Consider the following 26,141-nt stretch of genomic DNA (forward strand, 5'->3'; position numbering starts at 1 on the left):
CGGTGGCACAGCACAATCTCGGTACCGTACTGAGCTTCGAGTTCGTCCGCACGGTCACCAAACGGCGGTTTTGGATCGGCACCTTGTCCGTCCCCCTGGTCCTTGCCGTGGTCTTCGGTCTCGTTTTCCTCAGCAACACCACCACGGATACCGCGGCCGAGGCCCAGAAGAGCGCCCAGTTCAGCATCGCGTACACGGACGCCTCGGGCCTTATCACCGCCGCGGACGCCGCGATCTTCGGAGCCACGGCGGCGGACTCCCCCGACGCCGGAATCCGGGCCGTGCAGTCCGGCGCTGTCGACGCGTACTTCGACTACCCGGCCCGCCCCGAATCGACCGCCGTGCGCGCCTACGGTGTGGACAAGGGGATATTCGAGAACGGCAAGTACGCCGCCGTCGCGCAGGCCATCCTGGCCCGCGCCGTCGAACAGAAGATCGGCGCGCCGCAACTGTCAGTGCTCGCCACCGGAAAACTCCAGATCGAAACCGTCACTTACAGCGGCGCCAAGGAATCCGGCGGGTTGGGCTCGGTGATTCCACCACTGATCTTCCTGGTGGTTTTCTACGGGCTGATCGTGCTGCTGGCCGGCCAGATGCTCAACTCCACGCTGGAGGAGAAGGAGAACCGCGTCACCGAAATGATCCTGACCACCCTCAAACCGACGACGCTCATCGCGGGCAAGGTGATCGCGCTCTTCGCGATTGGCCTGGTGCAGATGCTGGTGTTCCTGTCACCGATCGTGATCGCCCGGTTGTTCTTCCCCGAGGAGCTCAGCCTGGCCGCGCTGAACCTGCCCCCGCTGATCCTGGACCCGGTCCGGATGACAGTTGGCCTGCTGATCCTGGCCGGCGGCTTCGCCCTGTTCACCACCACCCTGGTGGCCATCGGCGCCGTGATGCCAACGGCCAAGGAAGCCGGAAATTTTATGGGCGCGATGATGGCGCTGATCTTTGTGCCGTTCTACGCCGTGGCCCTAGTGGTCTCCGATCCACAATCCCCGATTGTGCAGATCTTCACCTTTTTCCCGTTTTCCGCACCGGTCACCGCCCTGCTGCGCAACGGCTTCGGCTCCCTGAGCCTGCTTGAGGCCGGCATCGTGATCGTAATCCTGTATCTGGGCGCGGCAGTGATGCTCCGTGTGGCCGTGCGGCTCTTCCAGTACGGTTCCATCTCCTACACCTCGAAGGTCAACGTCCGCACCGCATTGCGTGCCGGGTCGCGGCACCGGCCCCCGGTCCGTCCCCCGACGGCGGCCCGCTGAGGGCTGTGGCTTCACCAGCGCGCTACTTACCCGCGCTTCCGGCAATCCCGTCCGCCGGCCGGAGGGAGGTGATCATGGTCCGGATGTCCTGGTATTCCAGTGTGGACGCGTACAGCTTCGCCTTCTCCAGATACGGCAGCGCGGGGTCCCCGGGCGTCTGGTTCAGCTCCGGACTGTACGTCCCGCCGAAGAAGGCGCCGCTCGGCGGCCACAGGAACAGGTGGAACATCGGGCACGCCGTAGCACCGGACTCTTCGGGAACCATGGTGATGCCGTAGGCGGCGATTGTGGACCGGGTTGCCAGCGCCTGCGTGTCCTCACCCCGGGACTCGAACACATAGCGCGGCGCTCCGGCGTCGGCGGCTCCGGGTTCGGCGAGCGCCACCATCGGCTGGGAGTCGAAGATCCGGTAAGCGGACTTATCGGTGCATTCCGCCCCGGTGGCAATGTTGGTCCGCAGACCCGCCATCTGTTTGCCACCGGCGTTCATCACGTCGACAAAATCGCCGGACAGTGCTCCGCCCGGGTCTTTGACCGTCCAGCCGGCGGGATAGTCGAAGGACAGCTCCCGGCCCGCTGTTGTGAATGTCCTCCAGCCCGACGCCGGCGTCCCGGGCTGCGTTGTTCCAGGCGTTGTTACGGGCGGCGGGACGGCTGTGGCGGCCGGCGGCGGGACGGGCGCCGTTGTGCTGCCCGGGCTCCCCGAGGCGGCCGGAGAGGCGGCCGGAGCACCGCAGGACGTCAGCAGCAGCAAGCTCAAGCCCAAGCTGAAGTCCGCGGTTGCGGCGCGCGCGGTGTACACAGTTCGACTCATCACACCCCCCTGGGAGACGACGTGTTGGAACCATTCTCGAACGTTGCGGCGCAGGCGGTAGGGGCTTTGGGCCCGTACCGGCCGCCACAGCCGGCCGTGACGCTACCCACGTTGACACGGCGCCGATTTCAATTGCCCGTCAAAGCTTGCTAGAGCTTAAACATATGGAAGAAGTCTTAAGTGAAGCCGTGCCCTATTTTGCCGTCGCCTGCGGCATTGCCGCCGGGTATTTCCTGTCCTGGCTGATTCGAAAGGTAGTGCTCCGGATTAACCGCGGACGGCACGAGCTGCAGGAGACGTCCCGGGTGGCCCGGGCCCCGCTGCGGATAGTGCTGGTGCTGATCGGCGTTAAGGTCGCGCTGGCCTTCACTACGCAGGGCGGTGGCTGGCGCACGCCGGTGGACCATCTGCTGCTGATCGCACTGATCGGCTCCATCGCCTGGCTCGCTATCGCCTTGCTGCTGATCGTGGAGACCCTGGTACTGCACCGCTACAGTGTGGACAAATCTGATAACCGGCGGGCCCGGCGGCTGCAGACCCAAATGATCCTGGCCCGGCGGATTGCCGTGGCCCTGATTGTGGTGCTGGCGGTAGGCAGCGCCATGCTGACCTTTCCGGCGGTCCAGGCCCTGGGCGCCGGCATCCTGGCCTCGGCCGGTGTGATCTCGATTGTGGCTGGCCTCGCGGCGCAAACCTCGCTGATCAACGTCTTCGCCGGTGTCCAGCTGGCCTTCACGGATGCGATCCGGGTGGGCGATGTGGTGGTGGTTGAGAAGGAATGGGGCCGAATCGAGGAAATCACCCTGACCTACGTGGTGGTTCACATCTGGGACGACCGTCGTATGATCCTCCCGTCAGTGCACTTCACCACCACACCTTTTGAGAACTGGACCCGCCGCCAGTCCGAGGTGATGGGCACCGTGGAGTTGGACCTCGACTGGCATGCCCCCTTGGAGGCCATGCGCGCGGAACTAAAAGCCGTGCTGGCCGAGACGGATCTTTGGGACAAGCGTGTGGGGGTCCTGCAGATCACCGACGCCACCAAGGGCTTTGTCCGGGTCCGCATCCTGGTCAGCGCCGCGGACAGTGCCGCGTTGTTTGACCTGCGCTGCCTCATCCGGGAAGAAATGGTGCTCTTCCTGCAAAAGGGACATCCCTCGGCCCTCCCCCACGTCCGGCTGGAAACCATGCCGGCTGCCCGCCCGGCGGCGAAGCCGGGTACCAAGGGCGAGGCTAAGGTTGCCGCGGCCGACGAGCAGGCCCGCACCCACGGGGACCCGCGCGATTCCCAGCTGTTTACCGGTTCCGTCGAAGCCATCGAACGCTCCCGGGCCTTCTCCGGGCCCGGCGAGGAGGTCTTCGAGGACCGGGACAACGCCATCGCCGCGCAAAAGTAGGCCGGCCGGGTCTTCCCAGCTCCCACCCATTGGCCGATAATCAGACGTTGGCGAAACAGCAGGCGCAACCCAGTATCTGCTGAACCAGTCAGCCCAGGCACCATCCGTTCGATGAGTGAGGGAGCCAGAGATGAGCATTCCGCCGCCGCAAGAACCTGAGCCGTTTCCGCCGGAGCCGGGTCCCACCACGCCCGAGCCGCACCCCGGCGACCCGTTCCCGCCCGAGCCCGGGCCGTCCCCTTCCCCGGAACCCGGCCCCTACCCCGCACCCGGCCCGCTGCCGATTCCGGATCCCGGCCCGCTTTAGCTTCGGGCCGGCACCCAGGACACGCAAAAGACCCCTCGCCCACCGGATTCCGGCGTCGAGGGGTCTTTTGCGTGTCGCGGGGAATGCCGCGGGGAAGGCTGGTCGGCCGCTACGGCAGGACGATATCGTGGGTCCTGTGGTCGTAGTGGATCACCAGCTGGCCGCCGGAGTGGTGCACCTCGTGGTTGGCGCCATCGAACGCACCGAAGGCGCCGAAATTCTCGGTCCAGGAGCGGTTGAGGGCGATCTTGAAGCTGTAGGAGCCGGCCGGGAGTTGCGCCGCGAGCTTCCAGAGCTGATCAACGAGATCCAGCTCCATTTGGGATTCGTCGTATTGCGGGGCCCAGTTGGCCGGGGCGCCCAGCAGGATGTTGAAGTCGCCGGCAACTGCCACTGCGTCCGGCTGCTCGACGGCGCCGACGCTGGCGGCGGGGGCGGCGGGGGCGGCGGGGGCCACGGACTCAGCAGCCGGCGAAGCGGCAGCCGGGGCAGTGGCCGGGGCGGCGTCCGCCGCTTCAGCAGGTGCCTTGACGGCGGTTTTACGCTTGCGGACCGCCTTGGCGACGGGGGCGACGGCATCCTCGACAAGCTTGGCTGCCTTTTCCGCCACCCTGGCAACCTTCGGAGCGGCCTTCGGAGCGGCCTTCGCGGGCATGACGGCGGGCGCCGTAGGCAGCGGGGTGTCGGCGGGAACAGGGGTTCCGGCGTCGAGCGCTGCGGCGAAGGCTGCCGGGTCGGCGAAAGCCACGGTGGCGCGCTGGCCGTCCTCGGTGATCGTCCAGCCCGAACGGCCCTTGACCAGCCAGCCGGCCTTGACCAGCTTGGCAGTAGCTGTGGTCAGCGTCTTGTGACCGCGGGGGATGCCGCCGCTGAGCAGTTCACGCTCGAACTCGGTGAGCGGGACGCGGGCGATTGCCTCGCCCAGGACTGACCCGGCGTTCAGTTTCTCATCTGTCCACACGCCCTCGGCCAGGACGTCCAGTACGGCCTTCAGCCGGCGGGTGGTGTTTTCGGCAGTGTTCGCGCCCATGGGTCTCCTCTAGAAGCAATTGATCCATCTGCATTTTGCCAAGGATGGATGCGTTTCCGCGAGTAGCAACGGTTAACTCTGTGTGTCGTGACCCACTATGACAGCCTCAACGGGGGTCCGCGAGGGCCGAACCACCGGTACCCGTCAGTAGCAAACCCAGCGCAGGCCTCTCGGGGCCGGCGCCGGAGTCCGCGTCCGGCCCTCAGCGACCCCGCCGCGCTGCTAAAGCTTGGGGATCAGGACGGGGGTGTTCTTCTTGTACGCCTCGTAGTCGGCCTGGCCGCCCCACTTCTTGTCGGACTTCTGTTCCAGGAGCGGCACGCCGCTGACCCGGGTGAGCAGCAGGATAACAAACACCGGCGAGATCAGGGCCACCCACTGCCAGCCTTCCAGCGCCGGCGCGGCGATGACCGCGACGCCGATCCACAGCAGGATCTCGCCGAAGTAGTTCGGGTGGCGGGACTTCGACCAAAGCCCGGTGGAGATGAAGTGGCCCTTGTTGGCGGCATCAGCGTTAAAGCGGCTCTTCTGCAGGTCCGCCACGGCCTCGATGGCAAACCCGACGGCCCACAGCACGAAGCCAATCAGCGCGAACCAATCGAGCGCCACGCGGGTAGCTGACGTGATGGCCACCCACGCCGCTGCGGCGGTGAAGACCACCCAGAGTCCCTGAATCGTCCACACATTCAGGAACCGCACAAAGGACGGCTTAATCTCGTCGAAGCGGTCATCCTTGCCGGCCTTGCTGATGCGGCGGAACAGGAAACTGCCCAGCCGCAGGGCCCAGACGAGGACCATGGCTGCCAGCAGCAGGGCCCGCGCGTCGATCCCCGGCGTGAGCAGGACCAGCAACAGTGTGATGGCAATGTAGGTCAGGGAGCCGGTCAGGTCGTAGAACTTCTCAGTCTGGGCTTTAAAAGAGGGAATAAACACCAGCCACTGGATGAGGAACGCCGCCCCCACCGCCATGGCGAAGGCGGGGATCGCGCCCACGGTGGCTCCACCCTGGCTGCCGGCCACGGCGATGAGTGCCGCCAGCAGCACGATCACGGGGAGGACAATAAGCGACTTTCGGACTGAATCCTTCACGAGGAATTCCTTTCACACGCGGGGCGGGACACTGCCGCGCCGCCCCGGAGGTGTTCCGCCGGGCATCAGCAGGTTTAGTCAATCTTATTTGATGATCAAATAAGATTGACTCGTCACGGGATCCGGAACGTCAGGAGTGGACATGACCGCGTCAAAGCAGCACCCGGCCACCTTGGCCCTGCAGAGCCTGTTCACGCTCGCCAACGAGACCGAACGTGAAATCGCCCGCGGCATGGGGCTGAACCTCACCGACTTCCGTGCGCTCTCGGCACTGGAAATCTCGGGGCAGGTTACGGTGGGCCAGCTCGCCGAGCAACTGGGAACAACCCCTGCAACCACCACGGCGATCGTTAGCCGGTTGGAGTCCCGCGGCTACGTGGCCCGGCACCGCAGTACTGAGGACCGCCGCCGGGTCCACGTCCGCCCCACCCCAGCGTCGTTCACAGCAATTACGGGCCTGATGCAGCCCCTGATGATTGCCTCCAACGAGCACCTCCGGCTGTTGCCTGCCGCAAACCAGACCGTCATCGCGGACTTCCTGCACGTCGCGCAGGGCATGATGCGCCACCATTTACACGCACTTTCCGAAAAGGACGCCCGATGAGCGAGTTCACCACCCCGCTGCTGGTCCAGGCCTCCGGCCATCGAAACGCCACGGAACTGCTCCTGCAACGGTTCCGGACCGCCCCGGAGCACATCGCCTTCGAAGTACGCGCCGCGCACGCCGACGTCACCGCACCGTGGCGGCAGGTGACCACCCGGCAATTCGTTGACGAGGTCCGGGCCCTCGCCAAGGGCCTCATCGCCGCCGGTCTGCAGCCGGGCGAATCACTCGCCATTATGTCCCCCACCCGATATGAGTGGGCACTGGCCGACATGGCAGCGTGGTTTGCGGGCGCCGTCGTGGTCCCCGTCTACGAGACCTCGGCCGCTCCCCAGGTGACTGCCATCCTCGCCGACGCCGACGTCCGGCTGGCGATAGCCGGCACCGCTGAGCATGCCCTCTTGCTGGAGCAAGGGTTTGCACAGTCCGGGATACCGTGCCTGGGGGTCTGGACGATGGATGCCGGCCCGGGGCCGGACCTGGCCGAACTCGTGGCCCGCGGCGCCGGCATCACCGACGACGCGGTGGAGGAACGGCGCCTGCTGGCAGACCTCGACTCGGTCGCGACCATCGTCTATACCTCCGGCACCACCGCCGCGCCCAAGGGCGCCCTGATCACCCACGGCAACTTCGTGGGGCAGGTGCTCAACGTGGCCGCCGCCTACACCGGGGTGGTCCGGGAGGGCGGCAACACCATTATCTTCCTGCCCATGGCCCACGTGTTAGCCCGCGGACTGCAGCTGACCTGCCTTGCCAACGGCATGCGTATTGCGCACCTCGCGGACCCCCGGGACGTTGTGCCCGCCCTCGGCGCACTGCAGCCCACCTTCCTGGTGGTGGTCCCCCGCGTCTTGCAGAAGATCCAGGCGACTGCCGCGGCCGCCGCCGCGCAGAAGCATCTGGGCCGGGTGTGGGCGTCTGCGCAGAGCACGGCAGTGGCTTGGGGCCGGCTGGCTGAAGCGCGCGACGCCGACCCGACCGTCAGGCCTGCCCGCGGCCTGCGCATCCGGCATGCGCTCTTCGATCGCCTGTTCTACGCCCGGCTCCGGACGCTGATGGGCGGACGCCTGGACTACCTGCTCTCCGGCGCCGCCGCGCTCGACGCCGAGTTGTCCCTGTTCTTCCGGGGCCTCGGCCTGCCGGTCATCGAGGGCTACGGCCTTACCGAAACAACCGCCCCGCTGACCGGGAATATGCCCGGCTCGATCCGGGCCGGGTCGGTGGGAGTCCCGATGCCCGGCACCACCGTGCGCCTCTCGGACCAGGGCGAGGTACTCGCCCACGGAGTCGGGGTCTTCGCCGGCTACCGCAGGCCGGCCGACAACGCTGACGCGTTCGAGGACGGGTTTTTCCGCACCGGCGACCTCGGCGAACTCGACGAGCTGGGACGGCTCACCCTCAAGGGCCGGATCAAGGACGTTATTGTCACTGCCGGCGGCAAGACCATCTCCCCCGCAATTTGGGAAGGCTACGTCGAGGGCGACCCCCTGGTGGCACACGCCGTCATGGTGGGAGAAGGCAAACCCTTCCTCGGCGGCCTTGTGCTGCTGGATCCGGAGTCCGTCGCTGCGTGGGCGGAGCGCGAGGGCATCGCAGATCTGGCCGGCCTGCGGATTCCGGACGACGGCGGCGCCGTCCAGATCGACGACGTTCGGCTCCTCACCGCGATTGGCAAGGCGGTCAGCTCCGCCAACGCCAAAATCGCGCGCTCCGAGCAGGTCCGCCGGTTTGTGTTGCTGCTCGCGGACCTCAGCGAAGCCAACGGCATCGTGACCCCCACGATGAAACTCAAGCGCGCCGCGTTCACCGCCCGCGCCCACCACATCGTGGACAACCTCTACGCCGAACCCAGGAGCCAGGCATGAACGTTCGAACCAGGAATTGGCTGCTGTCCTACGCAGTCACCGCTGTCATCTTCGCCGTCATCGACGTTGCGTGGATCACCATCGTGGCGAATCGACAGTACGAGAGCCAGATCGGCGACCTGCTGGCCCCCAGCGTCAATCTGGCCGGCGCCGTTGTGTTCTACCTGGTCTACGTCGCCGGGATTGTGCACTACGGCGTCCGGCCCAACCACCGGGCCGCGACGCTGCGGCAGCGGGTGCTGGGAGCCGCGCTGTTCGGATTCTTCAGCTACGCAACGTGGGCGCTGACCGCGCTCGCCGTCCTCAAGGACTTCCCGGTCCTTGTGGCCTTGACCGACATTGCCTGGGGCGCCGCGGTCTGCAGCGCCGTCACCTGGCTCACCGCAACCCTCCTGCGGCGTATCCTCTCCCGGGCCGGCACGCCCGGGTAGGCCGCCGTGCCGGAATAGGCCGTCACGCCCGCATAGGCCGAAGCGCCGTCACGCCGCCGCTTCGGGCACCCAAAAAGTGCCGGGGCGGCGGGGCGTCAGTGCCCCGACGCTGCCAGTTCGGCCAGCAGCTCCATCTTGCGTTCCTCGCTCGCGAACGAGGAACGGATCGAGTTCGCTGCCATCCGCACGCAGTCGAACTCGGAAAGGCCGATCACCGACTTGAGCTGCGCGAAGTTGTCATCCACATGGCCGCCGAAGTACGCCGGATCATCCGAGTTCACACTCACGTTCAGACCCGCCGCGAGCATAGCCGGCAGCGGGTGCAGCTTCAGGGTGTCCACGGCGCGCAGCCGGACGTTGGAGAGCGGACATACCGTCAGCGGTGTGAGCTCCTGCACCAGCCGCTCCACCAGTTCGGGGTCCTCCATGCAGCGGATGCCGTGGTCGATCCGTTCCGCGTCCAGGAGGTCCAGCGCGTCCGTGATGTACGACGGCGGGCCCTCCTCGCCGGCATGCGCGATCCGGCGCAGCCCGGCGTCCTTGGCCCGGGCGAACAGCCGCTGGAAGTTGGCCGGCGGATTACCCACCTCGGCCGAGTCGAGTCCGATGCCCACAATCGGCGCTTCCATGGCGAGCAACTCCTCCAGCACCTCCAGCGCGGAGTCTTCGGCGAGGTCGCGCAGGAACGCGGCGATCAGCAGGGTGGAGATCCCGAACTCCTCGCGGGAGGTCGCCAGCACCGACACCACGCCGTTAACGCAGGTCGCCAGGGCCACCCCGCGGGCCAGGTGCGCCTGCGGATCCAGCATAATCTCGGCGTGCCGGACGCCGGCGAGCGCCGCCCGGGTCAGGTAGGCCCGGGTCATGTCGGCAAAGTCCTGCTCGGTCTGCAGTACGGCCATGTTGGCGTAGTAGAGATCCAGGAATGACTGCAGGTCCGTGAACTCGTAGCGGGACCGCAGCTCGTCCAGATCCGCATACGGCAGCTGGATTCCGTTGCGTTCCGCGAGGGCGAAGATCAGTTCGGGCTCGAGGGTGCCTTCGATATGCAGGTGGAGTTCCGCCACCGGCAGTGGGCCGTACACTTCCTGCGGAACCTCGGCGAAATCGTGGACCTCGGGGGCAGGTACCAGCGGGCTGTCCGGGGTAGCGCCCTCGGTGGCGGGCACGCCGTCGTAAGTTTCCATTGGGTAAGGATATGCCCGCAGACTGCATGGACCGATAGAGTCGATAAGATGCACACTGATCAGCATGCTTCCAATGTGTCCGGCGCGGTGATGTCAGGGCTGGGTCCCGACGATTCCTCCGATGGCTTTGTTCGTGTGCGCGGCGCCCGCGAGAACAACCTTCGGAACGTGGACGTGGATGTGCCGCGCGATGCAATCGTCGCGTTCACCGGCGTCTCCGGCTCCGGCAAGTCCTCCCTGGCCTTCGGCACCATTTACGCCGAGGCCCAGCGACGGTACTTCGAGTCCGTGGCCCCCTACGCCCGGCGGCTCATCCAGCAGGGCCACAACCCGAAAGTGGAAATGATCACGGGCCTGCCGCCCGCCGTGGCGCTGCAGCAGCGACGCGGTACGCCCAGCTCCCGCTCAACGGTGGGCACTGTCACCACCCTGTCCAATTCGCTGCGGATGCTCTTCTCCCGCGCCGGCAGCTACCCAGACGGCGCCAGCCCCCTCGACTCGGACGCGTTCTCCCCCAACACCGCCGCCGGGGCCTGCCCGAAATGCCACGGCCTGGGTGTCGCCTACACCGTTACCGAATCCTCCCTGGTGCCGGACACCTCGCTGAGCATCCGCGACGGTGCGATCGCCGCCTGGCCCGGGGCATGGCAGGGCAAGAACCTGCGCGACATCCTCACGCACCTGGGCTACGACGTCGATACGCCCTGGCGCAAGCTGTCCAAAAAGGACCGCGACTGGATCCTTTTCACCGAGGAACAGCCCGTTGTGGAAGTCACGCCGGAGCGCGACCGGGTGGCTAAGCCCTACAAGGGACGCTTCTGGAGCGCAAAGAGCTACGTGCTGCACACCCTGGCCGATACCAAAAGCAGCACCATGCGGGATCGGGTGCTGCGCTTTATGGACACCGGACCGTGCCCGGTCTGCGGCGGCAGCGGCCTGACCCCGGCCGCCCTGGCCGTGACGTTCGCCGGCCGCACCATCGCTGAACTCAACGGCGTGCCCATGACGGAGCTGGCCGAGATCATTCGCCCCACCGCTGAGCTGAAGTCCGCCGGAACCGCCTCGCGCAGGCTGAGCTCAGGGGAGGACAATGAGGTGGCGGTCGCCATCACCCGGGACCTGCTGCAGCGGGTGAGTGTGCTGTTGGACCTCGGCTTGGGCTACTTGGCCTTGGGCCGGGCCACACCCACCCTCTCGCCCGGGGAAATGCAGCGCCTCCGGATCGCCACCCAGCTCCGCTCCGGGCTCTTCGGCGTGATCTACGTGCTGGATGAGCCCTCCGCCGGCCTGCACCCTGCCGACGCCGAGCCGCTGCTGGCTGTCCTGGACCTGCTCAAGTCCTCCGGCAACTCCGTTTTTGTGGTGGAACACAACATGGACGTCGTCCGGCGCGCCGACTGGCTGGTGGACGTCGGCCCGCGCGCCGGTGAAGGCGGCGGCGAGGTGCTCTACAGCGGCCCGGTCGCCGGGCTTGCCGGGGTGGATGCCTCCGTGACCCGGCCCTATCTGTTCCCGGACGAGGCACAGAACACCACGGACGACGGCCGTTCCCGCCGGGAAGCTGCCGGTTGGCTCGAACTGCGCGACATCAGCCGCCACAACCTGCGCGGACTCGACGCCGATTTCCCGCTGGGCGTACTCACCGCGGTGACCGGCGTCTCCGGCTCCGGCAAATCGACGCTGGTCAGCCATGTCCTCGCCGAGGTGGTCCACGCCCATCTGCATCCTGGCGATGCAGACGCTGCACCGGCACCCGACGACCTGGAATCCGAAGCCGGCGAGCCAGCCGGCGAACTCAGCGTTGGCCCCGTTTCCGGACTGGACCAGTTGGACCGGCTGGTAAAAGTCGACCAGAAGCCTATCGGCCGCACACCGCGGTCCAACCTCGCCACGTACACCGGACTGTTCGACGCCGTCCGGAAGGAGTTTGCGGCCACCGACGAGGCCCGCGCCCGCGGCTTCGGGGCCGGCCGTTTCTCCTTCAACGTCGCGGGCGGACGCTGCGAAACCTGCCAGGGCGAGGGCTTTGTCGCGGTCGAACTGGTATTCCTGCCCGGCAGCTACGGACCGTGCCCGGTATGCGACGGCTCGCGCTACAACCCGGAAACCCTGGAGGTCACCTACCGCGGCAAAAACGTCGCCGAGGTGCTTGGTATGACAGTTAACGCTGCGGCCGAATTCCTGGCGACGGTCCCTGCCGCCGCCCGCAGCCTGCAGACCCTGCGCGAGGTGGGCCTGGGCTACCTCAGGCTGGGCCAGCCGGCCACCGAACTCTCCGGCGGCGAAGCCCAGCGCATCAAGCTCGCCACCGAACTGCAGCGTGCCCAGCGCGGCCATTCGCTCTACCTGCTGGATGAGCCCACCACGGGACTGCACCCGGCCGACGTCGAGCTCCTGATGGCCCAGCTGCACCGGTTGGTCGACGCCGGCAACACGGTCATTGTGGTCGAGCACGAGATGGACGTGGTGGCCGCGGCGGACTGGGTGATCGACCTGGGCCCGGCCGGCGGCGATGCCGGGGGCACGATCGTCGCCGTCGGGACGCCCGCCGTGGTCGCACAGTCCCCGGCGAGCCGGACGGCGCCGTATCTGGCGACCGTGCTGGGCTGAGGCAGATAGCGGCCCCTGCCCCGGTGGCACGCCACGTTGCGGTGGTCCCGCTCAGCGGCGAAAGCTACACCATCCAAAGCGGCGACACCTTGAGCCAAACCGCGGAACAGTTCCACCTGGCCGGCGGTTGGCAGGTCCTGGCCGATGCCAACTCAGCCAGCATCGGCGACCCTGACCTGGTGTTGCCGGGCCAGGTGCTGCAGCTGCCGGCCTAGCCGGCCCGCGGAATTTCGCGAACAATCCGGACTTTCCAGGCCGTGTCGTCGCTGGTATCCAGCAGCGCCACGGTGCCCATGGCGAGATGCAGCGCCACCCGCTTGGCGGCGAGCAGCTCAAGGTAGAGGCCCTCATTCATCCGGACCGGGGCATCGATAACGTACTTCACGGCGTCCCGGACTTTGCGGTAGTTGTCGCTCTTTTCGCGCTTGAGGTGCAGCTCCAGCAGTCCACGCTGGCGGATCTTAGGCTCGTGACGGTTCAGCCAGGTCACCGCCGCGTGGACTGCCACCACCAGAACGAGCGAGACGATGTAGATCTCCCAGCCGCTGGAGAGCAGGAACAAGGGAAAGTTGGCGATCGCCACCACGGCGATAAATAGGCGGAACGCGAGGATGCGGCGCATGGTCAGTGCCACGGAGGCCAGTGCCACGCGGAATCCGTTCTCCTCTGTCCGCGCGGCCGCCGGATCGATGGTGAACTCCTCCAACACCAGGATCCCGTTCGCCTCGGGGCTGAGCATCTGTCCATACTTGGGCAAGTGGCCGGCCTCAGGCCGCGCCGCAGAGTCAGTAGCAAGCTTCTTTGGCATGGGCGCGTCTTCCGGGCGGCAGGGATGTGTTGTGCTATTGTAGGCGCCGTCGCCCGCGGCTGTCTGTCCCGTTCCAAAATGTGAACACGCTCACCCGCGGCCGTCAGTAATTGGCGCATTGGCTCCGTGGCCTCAAACTGGAGAGATGCAGACCTTTCTCCCCTTCCCCGATTTCCAGCAGAGCGCAGCGGCCCTGGACCGCGAGCGGCTCGGCAAGCAGCGAGTTGAAGCGCTGCAGATCCTGCGCGCGCTGGTGATTCCGGAGTACGGCTGGCAGTCGCACCCGGCAATCCGGATGTGGATGGGATATGTTCCGGCGCTTACCCTCTTCGGCCTGACAGTGGTGGACGAGTGGACGAAGGGCGGCGGCGAGGACACCACACGCGAGAAGATCATGGAGTTCGCACCGCAGGCTGCACACCCCGATTACGCCTCGAAGATCCCGATGCCGCCATGGCTCGGCGCCCCCGAACTGCACCTCAGCCACCGCTCCCGTCTGGTCGCCAAGGACCCTCGGTTCTACGCGCCGCTGTTCCCGGACACCGAGCATGACCTGGAGTATGTCTGGCCCGAACCCAGGCTTGAGCTGGTCCCGGAGGACCCGTCCGGCGACCGCATGTGGGTCCTTCGCCTGCCGCTGGGTAATACCGAGCCGCAGAAGCTGGAGACTGTCAGCCTTCCGCCCGCGGGCCGGGCCAAGGCTGCGCCCGCAAACGAGGATGAGTACCAGTTCGTTTACGCCGACTCCGGCTCCCGCCGACCCGCGAAACAACGCAAGCTTCCGCCGAAGCAGCTCGTCAAAAAGCCCACCCGCAAACGCCAGCAGCAGGAAGAGGCGTTTAACACACTTCCGGGCAACTCGATCGTTGCCATCCCGTTCGACGGCGGTGCATCCTTCGCCGTAGGCAAGGTCCTGGGCCGTCCGATCACCGTGGAAGGCCGATTCGCACGGAACTTCCAGGTCGACGAGATCCTGGACCGCTCGGCCTTCGACTACCCGGCGCTGCTGCAGGATCCCCGGGTCTTCTTCCCGATCCCGGCGCGCTAGCCAGGATTCGGCGGCCGGGCTGCCGAAATGCTGGCAGACTGGCCCCATGAGCGTACTTATGGCCGGTTGCGGCGATCTGGGAACCGAAGCCGGCCTGCGGTTCGCGGCGGCGGGTTACCGTGTGGTGGGCTGGCGGCGATCGCCGGAGAAACTTCCGGCCGCCATCGAAGGTGCTGCGGCTGACCTGGCCGCCGGCGACCTGCCGCCCGTCCCCGCGGACACCACCGCCGTTGTCGTCGCGATTGCGGCAGACTCCCCCACCGAGGCGGCCTACCGTGCCGCTTACCTCGACGGGCTTTCGAACGTAGTGGACGCCGTCCTGCGCTCCGGCGCCCCGGTCCGGCGAGTCCTCTTTGTCTCCTCGACAGCCGTCTACGGCGACGCTGGCGGCGAATGGATCGACGAAAGCACAACGCCGGAACCCGGCGGTTTCTCGGGGCGCATCATCCGCGAGGCGGAGGAAGTGCTCTACCGCCGCCTGCGCGGCACCGGCATCACCCCGGTGGTGCTGCGGCTCGGCGGGATCTACGGTCCTGGGCGGACCCGACTCATCGATCAGGTGCGCAGTGGAGCCGCGGTCATCCCGGCGGAATCGCGCTTCACCAACCGTATCCACCGCGACGACGCCGCTGCCGCGATCGTCCATTTGTGCACCATGGACGCGCTTCCCGGGCCCGTGTACCTCGGCGTGGACAATGAACCGGCCGAGCAAGGCGAGGTGTTGAGTTTCCTGGCCGCCGAGCTGGGACTTCCCCTGCCGCCGTCGGACACCGGCGGGCAGAGCGGTGAGCCGAACAAGGGCAGCGGCGAGCCCTCGCGCGGCGGCAACAAGCGCTGCAGCAACAACCTGCTGCGAAGTACCGGCTTCGCGTTCTACTACCCGAGTTTTCGGGAGGGTTACCGGGCGATGCTTGCCGGCGCCGGAGTCCGGCACCCCTGAGCTGCTGCGCTGGATTCGCGCTGGATTTCAGCAGCCTCAACTGTGAAGGAAACGATGGATTTCAAAGAAATTATCCAAATTGTCGGCGGCTTCATGGACATCGCCGGGGTGGCCGTGATGGTCATCGGCGCCGTGGTGTCGATTCCGATGGCGTTGCGTGGCTTCCAGCCGAGCAACCTGCCGGCAGGGGCCGCGCCGTTTTCGCCGTACCGCTCGTACCGGCAATTGCTGGGCCGTTCCATCCTGCTCGGACTCGAACTCCTGGTCGCGGCCGACATCATCCGGACTGTCGCCGTTACCCCGACCTTCGAAAGCGTCGGCGTGCTTGCCATCATTGTGTTGATCCGGACCTTCCTGAGCTTCTCACTTGAGCTCGAGATCACCGGCCAGTGGCCCTGGCAGAAGCAAAGGACCGAGTCGCCCGCCGCGGCGCCCGGGTCCGAAGGTGACGCCGGGTCCGAAGGTGACGCCGGGTCCGGGTCGAGGCTGGTCGGCAGTTCCTCTCCTGGACGAATCCCGACTTCTGAACTAGCGGGGACCGACCGGTGAACCGTGATCCTTGGCCCAGCGCCCCAGAGCTTCCGGCGCCTATCATCATGGACCAGCGGTGGCTGGACGCGGTGTTCCTGCACTGGCGCATCCCGGCTGCCGCTGCGGCACCATTTATGCCGGCGGGTGTGGTGCCGGACGTCTTTGACGGGTCTGCCTGGGTGGGACTGATCGGATTCCGGATGCAAGGCGCAGGCCTGGGCAGCGGACCCGGAATCCCGTATTTCGGGAGCTTCAACGAGATCAACGTGCGCCTCTACTCCCGGGAGCCCGACGGGACGCGGGGTGTGGTCTTCCTGAGCCTCGATGCGACACGACTGGCGGTGGTACTGGCAGCGCGCGCCGCCGGTATTCCGTATGTGTGGTCCCGGGCGGGCTTCCGCGGCGAGCCTGCTCCGGACCGTGCAGGCCCGATCACCGGAACGGCAGGGCCGGTCGGCGGAACGGCAGGGCCGGTCACCGGAACGGCAGGGCCGGGCGCCGGAACGGCAGGGCCGGTCACCGGAACGGCAGGGCCGGTCACCGGAACGGCAGGGCCGGTCACCGGAACGGCAGGGCCGGTCACCGGAACGGCAGGGCCGGTCGCCGGAACGGCAGGGCCGGTCGCCGGAACGGCAGGGCCGGTCGGCCTCCGTGCCGGGTACTGGGTGCGGCGGTTTCGGGGCGGCGCCCGGAGCGACTTTGAGGTTTGCCCGGAATCTGACGTCGAAGCGACTGACCCGCTATCCATCCACCTCACCGCCCGATTCGGGTTGCACACCCGGTTTCGTGGCAGGACCTTGTACGTTCCTAACACCCACGTTGCCTGGCCGCTGTTCCGCGCGCAGCTGACTCAGCTTGAGGATCAGCTCGTTGCCGCCGCCGGCATTCACGTCGCGGGTGCGCCCGAATCGGTGCTCTACTCTCCCGGGGTCCGCACCCAGTTTGGCCGGCCCCGTGTGCTGGATGGCGCTTCCTGACGTGCTGGCCCGCACTGACACGTCGCGATTTTCGTCGTTTTGGTGCCCAGCGGCGGGATTCCGGCACTGCGCTGGCGGCGTTGCGATAAATGTCGGACCCCCTTGAGAGAGTGGGTTTATGGAAGCCGAGAAGGATTTCATTCCTTGCCAGGACATGGACCGGGGCGCTGCTCCGGCCGGGCAATCCGGTGTGGGTGCTGCCTTGGCCGCGCTCCGGGGAGCAGGTTCGACGGCGGCGGCGGACGCGGCGTTGCGGGGCTTCCGGGCCGCGTCGGATTTCGCCGGCGCGGTGGAGGAACTCGCCCGGTGTGTGGAGTATCTGCAGCTCGTAGCGGCCGACGCCGTGGACCGGACCCGGAAGCAGCCCTCGGCCGGTGGCACAACCGCCGGCACTTCCTGGACCACCGGCTGGCGGGTGGACTCCGGCGACGGCCCGGGCAACGGGTCCGGCGCCGCGCCGGCGGGTGCTGCAACGGGTGCTGCAACGGTTGCTGCAACGGTTGCGGCAGCGCCGGTTGCAGCAGCAGATGACGGGTACCGGAACACCGCGGAGTTCCTGCGGGCACGGTTGCGGATCAGTGCAGCCGAGGCCCGGCGCCGGCTGTCCCTAGCCGGCACGCTCTTGCCGCGACAGGGATTCAGCGGCCAGCAGCTTCCTCCCCGGTACGCGGAACTCGGCGCCGTCGTGGCCGCCGGCGCAGTCGGGTCCCGGCCCGCGACCATCATCGCCCTGGCCCTGGACCGGGTCCGGCACCTCTGCGATACCGCGACCGCCCAGCAGATGGAGCACGCCCTGGCCCGCACCGCCGCGGAGAACGACCCGGACTTCCTGGCCCGCGTGGCCCGAAGCTGGACCGATGCGATTGATCAGGACGGTGCCGAACCCTCCGAAGAACTGCTCCGCCAACTCCAGGGCGCCTTTATCCGCAAACCCCGCCACGGGCTTCGGCACCTGGAAATCTTCGCGACCACCGAGCAGTTCGAATACCTCCTCACCGTTATGAACACCGGCACTAATCCCCGCACCAGCCCTCCGAAAACACCCGCACCTGCCACCGGCACAGGATCAGCGGCCATGGAAGCCGCGGGTGCTGCCGCCCTGAACGCCACGGCCCCCTGGTCCGGCAACGACCCCTGGCCCGGCAGCAACTCTTGGTCCGGCAGCGACGGGAGCGTCCCGGAGATCGACCTGGACCGCCGCTCCCGCCCGCAGAAACTCCTCGACGGACTGGTCGGAGGTTGCAAAGCCGCCCTCACTACCGGGAACCTCCCCGTCGCCGGAGGATTGCGCCCCCAGGTCATCGCCACCATCGACTACCGCGACCTGCTCAGCCGGCTCGGAACGGACGGGACCAACACCATAAACGGCAAAGCGGCCGGTGGCGGGACCGCCAATGACCCGTTGGCGCAGACCGGGACGCTGCTGTTCACCGGACCCGTCACCGCCGCCACCGTCCGGAAAATCGCCTGCGACGCGGACATCATCCCCGTCCTGCTCGGCAGCGAAGGCCGAATCCTGGACATCGGCCGGGCCACCCGGGTTTTCCCGCCCCACCTTCGCAAGGCCCTCACCGCCCGGGACCAGGGCTGCGCGTTCCCCGGCTGCACCACCCCCGCACCTTGGTGCGAAGCCCACCACATCACTTACTGGTCCCGCGGCGGAACAACGGGCATAGACAACGGAACCCTGCTGTGCTCACACCACCACCACCTAATCCACAAAGAGCAATGGACCATCCAGATCCGCACCGGCGTCCCCTGGTTCATCCCGCCGCCGCACCTCGACCCACGGCAAAAACCCCGCCGCAACCGCTTCTTCCACCCCACCACCCACTACACCGCGCCCCATCCCCCCGGACTTCCGCCTGAAGCTGCTGGCAGCCCCCCGGACGCCGCCGGGCCTGATTCGATGGCGCAGTATGGAGCGGCCAGTTGCGAGTTATCTCGATGATGGAGATATCCTGGAACGGTGAAGGACATAACGCCGGATGACCCCGGCAGCCCAGCGGCGGCAGCTCCGCCCGATGACCCCGCGACAGCCGGCGGGGCCGAGTCCTTAGCCCGCACCGGGCTTGCCCCGGGCGTGCCGGCTACACCGCCCCAGCCCGCACAGCCCCGGCCCCAAAACCGGAAGCCGAACAGCCTCCGATCGGCAGTCCTGTACTGGAGCGGCGCTTTTGCTGCGGTCGCGCTGCTCGCGGTCCCGATCTCGATCTTGTTGGGCAACAGCGCCGTCCCCGCCGGCCACCCGGCGTTGCCGATCCTGCTGCTGGTTGCCGCCGGCCTGGGCATCCTGTGGATGCTTATCCTCCTCAGACGTTCGCCACTTTTCCATCCCGGTCCCCTGTTCCAGCGCTCGACGCCGATCAGCCGGCCGGACCCGAACAACCAGAGGACCGCCGCAAATAGCCGCCAACAACTGCCCACTGCCTCAAGCTGGCAGCTGGCCCGCGGACTTGCGGTCCGGATCGCGGCGCTGGGTCTTGTTGCGGGGTTGGTCTGGCTCAGCCCGTTCCCCTACCAGCCCAGCGGAGACGATGGCCAAACCAAGGGAACCACCGCCGAGGACGCCACGTCCATCACCCTCACGCCGGAAGGAAAACCCAGCGCGGGGCTGATCTTTTATCCCGGCGCACGCGTTGACGCGCACGCGTACCGGGACATCCTGGGCCCGCTCGTAAACGCCGGCCACCTGGTCGTCATCTTGAAGGTACCCCTGGGCATCGCCCTGCTGGACACCAGCCAGGCCCGCGGAGTGATGGACCGGCACCCGGACATCACAGCCTGGGCCATCGGCGGACATTCCCTCGGCGGAGTGAGCGCAGCCGGCTTCGCGAAATCGAACGGGGATGTCGCCGGACTTCTACTCTTCGCTTCGTTCCCCGCAGCCAGCCTGGCGGAGTCCACCGGCCTTGCCGTGCTGTCCATTTCCGGATCGAATGACCGCCTGACCACTCCGGAGAAGGTCGCGGAGTCCAAGTCCCTGCTCCCGCCGACGTCTACTTACGCGACTGTCGAGGGCGGAGTTCATGCTTTCTTCGGAGACTATGGTGAGCAGCCGGGTGATGGCCAGCCGGCCATCACAAGGGAACAGGCCCAGCAGCAGATCACCGCCGAGTCCGTCGGCTTTATGAACCGGCTGCGGGGCTGACGGACTCCGGCCAGGGCCAATCATGTCCGCTAGCGCCCGGCGGCGTACCCTTGCGCACCGCGGGGATTGGCTGCGGCCTGCAGGACGCCGGTCGAGGGGTCACGAATGACCGCGGAGAGCCGTCCCAGCGTCCAGCCGCCAGCTCGGGTGACGACGTGACCCCGGCGTTCAAGTCCGGCTATAACGTCCTCTCCCAGCCGGTCCTCAACGACGGCGCCGCCTGGCTCCCAGGTGCGCGGCCAGAACGAACCGGGCATCGACGTCGTATGGAAGGTGGGCGCATCGATGGCCTGCTGCGGTGTGTAACCGCCAACAATCGTCCGGAGCAGGTACGGCAGCTGCCATTGATCCTGTTGGTCACCGCCCGGCGACCCCAAGGCAGTCACTGCCCTCCCGTCCCGAAGCACGAGGGTCGGCGTCAGCGTGGTCCGGGGCCGCTTGCCCGGCGTCAGCGTGGAGGGTGTGCCCGGTTCGAGCCAGGTCATCTGGAGCCGGGTGCCGAGGCAGAAGCCCAGCTCCGGGATAGCGGGCGAGGACTGCAGCCATCCTCCCGAGGGTGTGGCAGAGACCATGTTGCCCCAGCGGTCCACGACGTCGATATGGCAGGTATCGCCGCGGGTCTCGCCGCTCGGCGCCACGGTCGGCTCTCCCACCCCGAATCCCGCAGCACGTGCCCCCGCGAGCGCCGGCGTTGGATAGCCGGTGCGCAGTACGGGCATATACGGCACCCGCCCGGGCACCGACCCCGGCCTGAGCTGGTGCGAGGCCCGCTCGCCGATGAGCGCCCGGCGGCCTGCGCAGTACTCGGCCGACAACAGATACTCCAGCGGCACGTCAGTGTCACCGTAGTAGGCTTCCCGGTCTGCGAGCGCCAGCTTCTGGGCCTCCAGGATGGTATGCGCTCCGAGCTCGGTGGATGGATCCAGGTACCGGTCAGCGAACCCCTCGAGAATGGCAAGTGCCTGAAGTAGCGCCGGGCCCTGCCCCCACGGCCCTGTCTTGGCGATTGTGTGCCCCCGGAACTCCACGGTGGCGGCCGGTTCGTAGCCGGCCTCGAACCCGGCGAGATCTTCCAACGCCAGGACTCCGCGATGGTCTTTGCCGGAGGAGTGCCGGTGCGGCGTCCGGGCGGACTTCACCATGGCGTCTGCTGCGAAGCCTCCGCGCCATTCACGTCGGGCGGCGTCGATCCTGGCCACACGGGAGCGACTTGCCGGGGACTCGTCCGGTATCCCGGCCGGAGGGGTTGCCCCGGCGTCGACGAGCCGCTGCAGGGTTCGGGCATAGGCGGGGTTCCGAACCAGCTCACCCTCGGCCGGGATCCGTCCGCCGGGCATCCACAGCTCGGCCGAGGTGGGCCAATGCGTACGGAAAAGCTCCGCCACGGCAGCGATCGTTGTCCCTACCCGGCCCAGCATCGGATGCCCGTCGCGGGCATAGCCGATGGCGAACTCCAGCACCTCGCCGAGTTCCCAGGTCCCGTGATCCCGCAACAGCAGCAGCCACGCGTCAACGGCGGCGGGCACCGCGGCGGCGAGAGCACCCGAGCCCGGCACCAAATCAAGGCCTTCCGCGCGGTAGTGATCCACGGTGGCCCCCGCGGGCGCCGGACCCTGACCCATCAGGACTACCGGTATGCCCGGTTCCGCCGCGGTGGCGAAGACGGCGGTCATGTCGCCGCCGGGACCGTTGAGGTGCGGCTCGACAACGTGCAGCACGAACGCTCCGGCCGTCGCGGCGTCGAACGCGTTCCCGCCGCGTTCCAGCACGGCCTGGGCGGCCGCCGTCGCAAGCCAATGCGTGGAGGCGCTCATCCCGAAGGTGCCCTGCAGTGTGGGCCGGGTGGTGAACGCATCCGGTCCCGTGAACCCGGCAGCGGAGCCGCCTTGCCGGGTCACGGGTCCGCCGGCAGCGTCAGCCAAACAGCGCCGCCACGCGGGTGAGGGTCTCATAGATGCCGTAGGCCAGCGGGGCACCGACCAGCGCCCAGGCGATGACCATCTTCCCGGTGGACTTGTTCACTGATGTCTGTGCGGTACTCATTTCAAGCCTCCATGGCGGGTTCGTCGTTACGGACCTGGTCCGGGCGGGGTTCGTGGAACCGGGCATCGACCGGTTTGACCAGCAGGTTGGCCACAAAGCCGATGATCAGCAGCCCCACCATGGTCAGCAGCGCGGGCTGGTAGGACCCGGCGGTCAGCTGGCCGGGTTTGCCCTGGGCGTCAAGGAAGGCGTTCACGATCAACGGCCCGGCGATGCCGGCCGCGGACCAGGCCGTAAGGAGCCTGCCGTGGATAGCGCCAACCTGGAAGGTGCCGAAGAGATCCCGCAAATACGCCGGGGCGGTCGCGAAGCCGCCGCCGTAGAAGGAGATGATTACGAAGGCGAGCGCCACGTAGAGGAAGGTCGTGGTGGAACCGGCTAGCGCCAGTACCGTATAAAGCACGGCGCCGATGCCGAGGAACACCATGTAGATGCGCTTGCGCCCGGTCGTATCCGAGGTGGCTGACCAGGCGAAGCGGCCGGACATGTTGCCGATCGAGAGCAGCCCGACGAAGCCGGAGGCGACTGCGGCACTGACCAGGGACACACCGTCGGACTGGCGGAAGAAGTCCTGGATCATCGGCGCTGCCTGCTCCAGGATGCCGATTCCGGCCGTGACGTTGCAGAAGAGGGCCACCCACACGAGCCAGAACTGGCGGGTCTTCACAGCGTTCACTGCGGAGACATTGTCAGTAGTGATCAGCTTGGCCGCCTTGACCTTGCTCGGGTCAAAGCCGGCCGGTCGCCACCCCTCGGCCGGGACCTTGATGGTGAATGCGCCGAACATCATGTAGGCCAAATACACAACAGCGAGGGTCAGGAAAAGCTTGCCGACGGAGTCGCCGCTGGCCACCCAGCCCTTGGCGCCGGAGTTGGGGTCATACATCTTCAGCAGCGCGGTGGAGACCGGGCTGGCGATCAGGGCACCGCCGCCAAAGCCCATAATGGCCATACCGGTCGCGAGGCCCGGGCGGTCCGGGAACCACTTGATCAGCGTGGAAACCGGGGAGATGTAGCCGATCCCCAGGCCAATGCCGCCGATGAAACCGTAACCGAGGTAGACCAGCCACAGTTGGCCGCTGAAGATACCCAGCGAACCGACGACAAAACCGCTGGCCCAGAACACGGCCGAGGTGAACATCGCCTTGCGCGGACCGTTTTTGTCCACCCAGGTCCCCATGATGGCGGCCGAAAGTCCCAGCATCACAATCGCGATGGAGAAGATCACGCCGATCTCGGTCAGGCTGGCGCCGAAGTGCTTGACCAGCGCTGTCTTGTAAACGCTCGTGGCGTACGCCTGCCCGATGCACAGGTGCACGGCCAGCGCGGCCGGTGGCACCAGCCATCGATTGAATCCCGGCGGGGCAATCGTTTGTTCACGGTCCAGCCAGCCCATAATGTGTTCCCTTTGCTCGTCGAAGACCTCGGTGTCCAGCGATTTTAGAGGCGAAAGACCCCAAGATGAGCCGTTGCCTCCGGCAATCATGGTGCAGATCATCAGTAAACGTACGGTTCGTGCGCCGAACGGTAGGAAATCCTCGACGAACGGTAAAACTACTTCCCGAGTCCCGCCTTCCGCAGCGCCTCGGCCATAGCGGTGTTGGCCGGTGCGGGAACCGCTTTGGCTTGAGATGTTTTTGCCGGGGATGTTTTTGCCGGCACCGGGCGCGGCGGCTGCCCGGCTGAAGACTGGCGGCCGGGCACCGGAGCGCCGGAGGGCCGCCGGGCAGCGAACGGTTGGGACGCTCGGCCCGCTTGGGCTCCTTGAGCCGCTGGTCGGTCCGGACGAGCTGCCGGTTCGTCGTCGAGCCGCAGGGTCAGCGAAATCCGTTTCCGTTCCGGATCGGCCTCCAGCACTTTGACCCGCACCACCTGGCCGGATTTGACCACCTCGCGGGGATCGGAGACGAACCGGTTGGCCAGCGCCGAGACGTGCACCAGGCCGTCTTGGTGGACCCCGACGTCGACGAACGCACCAAAGGCCGCCACATTGGTCACGGTCCCTTCCAGCACCATCCCCGGCCTGAGGTCCGAGATCTTCTCGATACCCTCCGAGAACGTCGCCGCGGCAAAGGCCGGACGCGGGTCACGGCCAGGCTTCTCGAGTTCGGCGATGATGTCCTGAACCGTGGGCAGACCAAAGGAACCGTCAACGAAGTCCGCCGGATTCAGCGCTGTGTAGCTTCCGGCGGCCAGCTCTTTGCCCGCCGCAGCCTTGATCTTCCGCGCCACCGGGTAGGCCTCCGGGTGCACGCTGGAGGCATCCAGCGGCTCCGCTCCCCCGCTGATCCGCAGGAAACCCGCGCACTGTTCGAAGGCCTTGGCGCCGAGCCGTGGCACCTTCTTCAGCTCGCTGCGCTTGCCGAACGGTCCATGTTCATTCCGGTAGGCCACAATATTCTCACTCAGCAGCGGACCGACGCCGGCCACTCGGCTCAGCAGCGCCGGGGACGCGGTGTTGACATCGACGCCGACTGCATTGACGCAGTCTTCGACAACGGCGTCGAGGCTACGATCCAGCTTGGCTGCGGTGACATCGTGCTGGTACTGCCCGACGCCGATCGACTTAGGCTCAATCTTTACGAGTTCCGCGAGCGGATCCTGCAGCCGCCGTGCGATGGACACGGCACCGCGCAGGGATACGTCCATCCCCGGCAGCTCAGCGGCAGCCAGCGCCGAGGCCGAATAGACGGACGCACCGGCCTCGGAGACCACGATTTTTTGCGGTTTGCCGCTTCGGTTGGCACTTTCCGTGCCCGTTGTGAGCTGTTTGAGCAGCTCCGCGGCGAGTTTGTCCGTTTCCCGCGACGCCGTGCCGTTGCCAATGGCGACGAGTTCGACGCCGTGCTTTTGCGCGAGGTTTACCAGCGTCCGGAGCGCCTCGTCCCATTTCCGGGCCGGCGCGTGCGGGTAGACGGTGTCCGTGGCAACCACCTTACCGGTGCCGTCCACCACCGCGACTTTCACCCCGGTCCGCAGTCCCGGGTCCAGGCCCAGGGTGGCGCGGTTCCCGGCCGGCGCAGCGAGCAGCACATCGCGCAGGTTGGCGGCGAAGACCCGTACTGCCTCATCCTCGGCGGCAGCGAACATCCGGCTTCGCAGGTCAGCGGTGAGTCGGGCCAGTACCCGCGAGCGCCATGCCAACTGGGCGGTCTGCAGCAGCCAGGCGTCTGCCGGCCGGCCGCGGTCGGCGACCCCGAGGAAGCGGGCGACGGCGGCTTCGTACCTGCTGCGGGCGGCGGTGAGGGCGGCGTCGTCGTTCGGTTCAGCCTCGGCGAGATCCAGCTCCAGCACGCCGTCCTTTTCGCCGCGCAACAGCGCCAGGACGCGGTGCGAGGGCATCCCGGCGGGCTGCTGGGAGAATTCGAAGTAGTCCTTGAACTTCTGGCCCTCGGCGTCCTTGCCCTTTTTCACGCGGGACACCATCCGGCCCTGGGTCCAGAGCCGTTCGCGCAACGCAGCTGCCAGGTCCGCGTCCTGCGCGACACGTTCCACCAGGATGGATCGGGCCCCCGCGAGCGCCGCCGCGGCGTCCCCGATGGAGTGCTCGGCGTTGAGGTAGCGGCCCGCTTCCCGTTCAGGATCCAGCTCCGGCCGCTTCAGCAGCGCCTCGGCGAGCGGCTGAAGCCCGGCCTCGCGGGCGATCTGTGCCTTGGTGCGCCGCTTGGTCTTAAACGGGAGGTAGATGTCTTCCAGCCGCGACTTCGTATCGGCCCCGGCGACGGCGGCCTGCAGTTGCGGCGTCAATGCCCCCTGCGCCGCGATAGCCTCGAGAATGGTGCCGCGACGCTCCTCCAACTCGCGCAGGTATCGCAGCCGCTCCTCCAGTCCACGCAGCGCGGTGTCATCGAGCGTCCCGGTGGCTTCCTTGCGGTAGCGGGCAATGAAGGGCACTGTGGACCCTGCGTCGAGCAGGTCCACTGCGGCTTTGACCTGCCAAGCCTGCACACCGAGCTCTGCGGCGATCTGCGCGGCAATGCCGGACTCCTGCGTGTGCGGAGCCTTGCTGGTGGCGGACGGGGACGGGCGCTGCGGGAGGTTGGTCAC

General features: G+C 67.3%; 21 protein-coding genes and 1 pseudogene. 13 read left to right on the top strand and 9 right to left on the bottom strand.

Annotated elements, in window-relative coordinates; all coding sequences use genetic code 11:
• The first annotated feature begins 2 nt into the window (after positions 1-2).
• Positions 3-1,262, top strand: coding sequence for an ABC transporter permease (locus ABIB49_RS07810; protein WP_226774102.1), 1,260 nt, complete (start codon positions 3-5; stop codon positions 1,260-1,262).
• Between the two features lie 22 nt (positions 1,263-1,284).
• Here ABIB49_RS07810 and ABIB49_RS07815 read toward each other — a convergent pair whose 3' ends face one another.
• Positions 1,285-2,076, bottom strand: coding sequence for a hypothetical protein (locus tag ABIB49_RS07815; protein WP_354156896.1), 792 nt, complete (start codon positions 2,074-2,076; stop codon positions 1,285-1,287).
• A 164-nt stretch (positions 2,077-2,240) separates the two neighbouring features.
• On the opposite strand from ABIB49_RS07815, the gene ABIB49_RS07820 reads away from it, so the two are divergent.
• The gene (locus tag ABIB49_RS07820; protein ID WP_226774104.1) at positions 2,241-3,473 is read left to right on the top strand and encodes a mechanosensitive ion channel family protein; all 1,233 of its coding nucleotides are present in this window, start codon (positions 2,241-2,243) and stop codon (positions 3,471-3,473) included.
• A gap of 416 nt (positions 3,474-3,889) precedes the next feature.
• Here ABIB49_RS07820 and ABIB49_RS07825 read toward each other — a convergent pair whose 3' ends face one another.
• The gene (locus ABIB49_RS07825; protein WP_283480507.1) at positions 3,890-4,810 is read right to left on the bottom strand and encodes a pullulanase X25 domain-containing protein; all 921 of its coding nucleotides are present in this window, start codon (positions 4,808-4,810) and stop codon (positions 3,890-3,892) included.
• A 222-nt stretch (positions 4,811-5,032) separates the two neighbouring features.
• On the bottom strand, positions 5,033-5,899 hold the full coding sequence (locus ABIB49_RS07830; RefSeq protein ID WP_226776021.1) for a DUF1295 domain-containing protein: 867 nt from the start codon (positions 5,897-5,899) through the stop codon (positions 5,033-5,035).
• A 142-nt stretch (positions 5,900-6,041) separates the two neighbouring features.
• Here ABIB49_RS07830 and ABIB49_RS07835 point away from each other — a divergent pair, with 142 nt between their 5' ends.
• From ABIB49_RS07835 to ABIB49_RS07845, 3 genes are read left to right on the top strand one after another with little or no spacing between them, the layout of a single operon-like run.
• The gene (locus ABIB49_RS07835; RefSeq protein WP_226776022.1) at positions 6,042-6,503 is read left to right on the top strand and encodes a MarR family winged helix-turn-helix transcriptional regulator; all 462 of its coding nucleotides are present in this window, start codon (positions 6,042-6,044) and stop codon (positions 6,501-6,503) included.
• Positions 6,500-8,368 carry an AMP-dependent synthetase/ligase gene (locus tag ABIB49_RS07840; RefSeq protein WP_354156897.1) on the top strand — a complete coding sequence of 623 codons (1,869 nt, stop codon included), beginning with the start codon at positions 6,500-6,502 and terminating at the stop codon, positions 8,366-8,368. The genes ABIB49_RS07835 and ABIB49_RS07840 overlap by 4 nt, the downstream gene beginning before the upstream one ends.
• Entirely contained in the window at positions 8,365-8,799 is a 435-nt protein-coding gene (locus ABIB49_RS07845; protein ID WP_226776024.1) for a DUF2177 family protein, read from the top strand. Before ABIB49_RS07840 ends, ABIB49_RS07845 begins: the two co-directional genes overlap by 4 nt.
• Before the next feature lie 95 nt (positions 8,800-8,894).
• Here the strand turns inward: ABIB49_RS07845 and ABIB49_RS07850 are convergent, their stop codons facing one another.
• Positions 8,895-9,986 carry an adenosine deaminase gene (locus ABIB49_RS07850; RefSeq protein ID WP_354156898.1) on the bottom strand — a complete coding sequence of 364 codons (1,092 nt, stop codon included), beginning with the start codon at positions 9,984-9,986 and terminating at the stop codon, positions 8,895-8,897.
• A gap of 90 nt (positions 9,987-10,076) precedes the next feature.
• On the opposite strand from ABIB49_RS07850, the gene uvrA reads away from it, so the two are divergent.
• The gene (uvrA, locus tag ABIB49_RS07855) at positions 10,077-12,596 is read left to right on the top strand and encodes an excinuclease ABC subunit UvrA (RefSeq protein WP_354156941.1); all 2,520 of its coding nucleotides are present in this window, start codon (positions 10,077-10,079) and stop codon (positions 12,594-12,596) included.
• A 23-nt stretch (positions 12,597-12,619) separates the two neighbouring features.
• Positions 12,620-12,811, top strand: a complete 192-nt coding sequence (locus ABIB49_RS07860) for a LysM peptidoglycan-binding domain-containing protein (protein WP_354156899.1) — start codon at positions 12,620-12,622, stop codon at positions 12,809-12,811.
• Here the strand turns inward: ABIB49_RS07860 and ABIB49_RS07865 are convergent.
• The gene (locus ABIB49_RS07865) at positions 12,808-13,335 is read right to left on the bottom strand and encodes a hypothetical protein (protein ID WP_226776032.1); all 528 of its coding nucleotides are present in this window, start codon (positions 13,333-13,335) and stop codon (positions 12,808-12,810) included. The genes ABIB49_RS07860 and ABIB49_RS07865 overlap by 4 nt on opposite strands.
• Before the next feature lie 214 nt (positions 13,336-13,549).
• On the opposite strand from ABIB49_RS07865, the gene ABIB49_RS07870 reads away from it, so the two are divergent.
• The 6 genes and pseudogenes from ABIB49_RS07870 to ABIB49_RS07895 all read left to right on the top strand — a co-directional run bounded on the left by ABIB49_RS07870 (position 13,550) and on the right by ABIB49_RS07895 (position 20,051).
• Positions 13,550-14,452: an MSMEG_6728 family protein gene (locus ABIB49_RS07870; protein ID WP_226776027.1), complete on the top strand. Its 903-nt coding sequence runs from the start codon at positions 13,550-13,552 to the stop codon at positions 14,450-14,452.
• 46 nt (positions 14,453-14,498) lie between these two features.
• On the top strand, positions 14,499-15,392 hold the full coding sequence (locus ABIB49_RS07875; RefSeq protein WP_282360120.1) for an SDR family oxidoreductase: 894 nt from the start codon (positions 14,499-14,501) through the stop codon (positions 15,390-15,392).
• A gap of 54 nt (positions 15,393-15,446) precedes the next feature.
• Positions 15,447-15,824, top strand: a pseudogene (locus tag ABIB49_RS07880) (DUF1622 domain-containing protein); the annotation flags it as partial.
• Positions 15,825-15,988: 164 nt separating this feature from the next.
• Complete coding sequence (locus ABIB49_RS07885) at positions 15,989-16,900, top strand: DUF2071 domain-containing protein (protein ID WP_354156900.1); 912 nt, start codon at positions 15,989-15,991, stop codon at positions 16,898-16,900.
• 118 nt (positions 16,901-17,018) lie between these two features.
• The gene (locus ABIB49_RS07890; RefSeq protein WP_354156901.1) at positions 17,019-18,851 is read left to right on the top strand and encodes an HNH endonuclease signature motif containing protein; all 1,833 of its coding nucleotides are present in this window, start codon (positions 17,019-17,021) and stop codon (positions 18,849-18,851) included.
• Between the two features lie 18 nt (positions 18,852-18,869).
• A complete protein-coding gene (locus ABIB49_RS07895) occupies positions 18,870-20,051 on the top strand; it encodes an alpha/beta hydrolase (RefSeq protein ID WP_282360117.1) in 1,182 nt (393 codons plus the stop codon).
• Between the two features lie 29 nt (positions 20,052-20,080).
• Here ABIB49_RS07895 and ABIB49_RS07900 read toward each other — a convergent pair whose 3' ends face one another.
• The 4 genes from ABIB49_RS07900 to ABIB49_RS07915 all read right to left on the bottom strand — a co-directional run bounded on the left by ABIB49_RS07900 (position 20,081) and on the right by ABIB49_RS07915 (position 26,141).
• Complete coding sequence (locus tag ABIB49_RS07900; protein ID WP_354156942.1) at positions 20,081-21,865, bottom strand: gamma-glutamyltransferase family protein; 1,785 nt, start codon at positions 21,863-21,865, stop codon at positions 20,081-20,083.
• 100 nt (positions 21,866-21,965) lie between these two features.
• Entirely contained in the window at positions 21,966-22,094 is a 129-nt protein-coding gene (locus ABIB49_RS07905) for an MFS transporter small subunit (protein ID WP_256447069.1), read from the bottom strand.
• A gap of 1 nt (position 22,095) precedes the next feature.
• Complete coding sequence (locus tag ABIB49_RS07910) at positions 22,096-23,490, bottom strand: OFA family MFS transporter (RefSeq protein WP_226776467.1); 1,395 nt, start codon at positions 23,488-23,490, stop codon at positions 22,096-22,098.
• 158 nt (positions 23,491-23,648) lie between these two features.
• Positions 23,649-26,141, bottom strand: coding sequence for a Tex family protein (locus ABIB49_RS07915; protein WP_283480515.1), 2,493 nt, complete (start codon positions 26,139-26,141; stop codon positions 23,649-23,651).

Source organism: Arthrobacter sp. UYCu512 (assembly GCF_040547075.1).
GTDB lineage: Bacteria > Actinomycetota > Actinomycetes > Actinomycetales > Micrococcaceae > Arthrobacter.

Bases quoted from the DNA above. Each gene is read 5' to 3' on its own strand.
- ABIB49_RS07815 (WP_354156896.1), bottom strand. From the start codon at position 2,076: ATGAGTCGAACTGTGTACACCGCGCGCGCCGCAACCGCGGACTTCAGC.
- ABIB49_RS07820 (WP_226774104.1), top strand. From the start codon at position 2,241: ATGGAAGAAGTCTTAAGTGAAGCCGTGCCCTATTTTGCCGTCGCCTGC.
- ABIB49_RS07825 (WP_283480507.1), bottom strand. From the start codon at position 4,810: ATGGGCGCGAACACTGCCGAAAACACCACCCGCCGGCTGAAGGCCGTA.
- ABIB49_RS07835 (WP_226776022.1), top strand. From the start codon at position 6,042: ATGACCGCGTCAAAGCAGCACCCGGCCACCTTGGCCCTGCAGAGCCTG.
- ABIB49_RS07840 (WP_354156897.1), top strand. From the start codon at position 6,500: ATGAGCGAGTTCACCACCCCGCTGCTGGTCCAGGCCTCCGGCCATCGA.
- ABIB49_RS07845 (WP_226776024.1), top strand. From the start codon at position 8,365: ATGAACGTTCGAACCAGGAATTGGCTGCTGTCCTACGCAGTCACCGCT.
- ABIB49_RS07850 (WP_354156898.1), bottom strand. From the start codon at position 9,986: ATGGAAACTTACGACGGCGTGCCCGCCACCGAGGGCGCTACCCCGGAC.
- uvrA (WP_354156941.1), top strand. From the start codon at position 10,077: ATGTCAGGGCTGGGTCCCGACGATTCCTCCGATGGCTTTGTTCGTGTG.
- ABIB49_RS07865 (WP_226776032.1), bottom strand. From the start codon at position 13,335: ATGCTCAGCCCCGAGGCGAACGGGATCCTGGTGTTGGAGGAGTTCACC.
- ABIB49_RS07870 (WP_226776027.1), top strand. From the start codon at position 13,550: ATGCAGACCTTTCTCCCCTTCCCCGATTTCCAGCAGAGCGCAGCGGCC.
- ABIB49_RS07875 (WP_282360120.1), top strand. From the start codon at position 14,499: ATGAGCGTACTTATGGCCGGTTGCGGCGATCTGGGAACCGAAGCCGGC.
- ABIB49_RS07885 (WP_354156900.1), top strand. From the start codon at position 15,989: ATGGACCAGCGGTGGCTGGACGCGGTGTTCCTGCACTGGCGCATCCCG.
- ABIB49_RS07890 (WP_354156901.1), top strand. From the start codon at position 17,019: ATGGAAGCCGAGAAGGATTTCATTCCTTGCCAGGACATGGACCGGGGC.
- ABIB49_RS07900 (WP_354156942.1), bottom strand. From the start codon at position 21,865: ATGAGCGCCTCCACGCATTGGCTTGCGACGGCGGCCGCCCAGGCCGTG.
- ABIB49_RS07905 (WP_256447069.1), bottom strand. From the start codon at position 22,094: ATGAGTACCGCACAGACATCAGTGAACAAGTCCACCGGGAAGATGGTC.
- ABIB49_RS07910 (WP_226776467.1), bottom strand. From the start codon at position 23,490: ATGGGCTGGCTGGACCGTGAACAAACGATTGCCCCGCCGGGATTCAAT.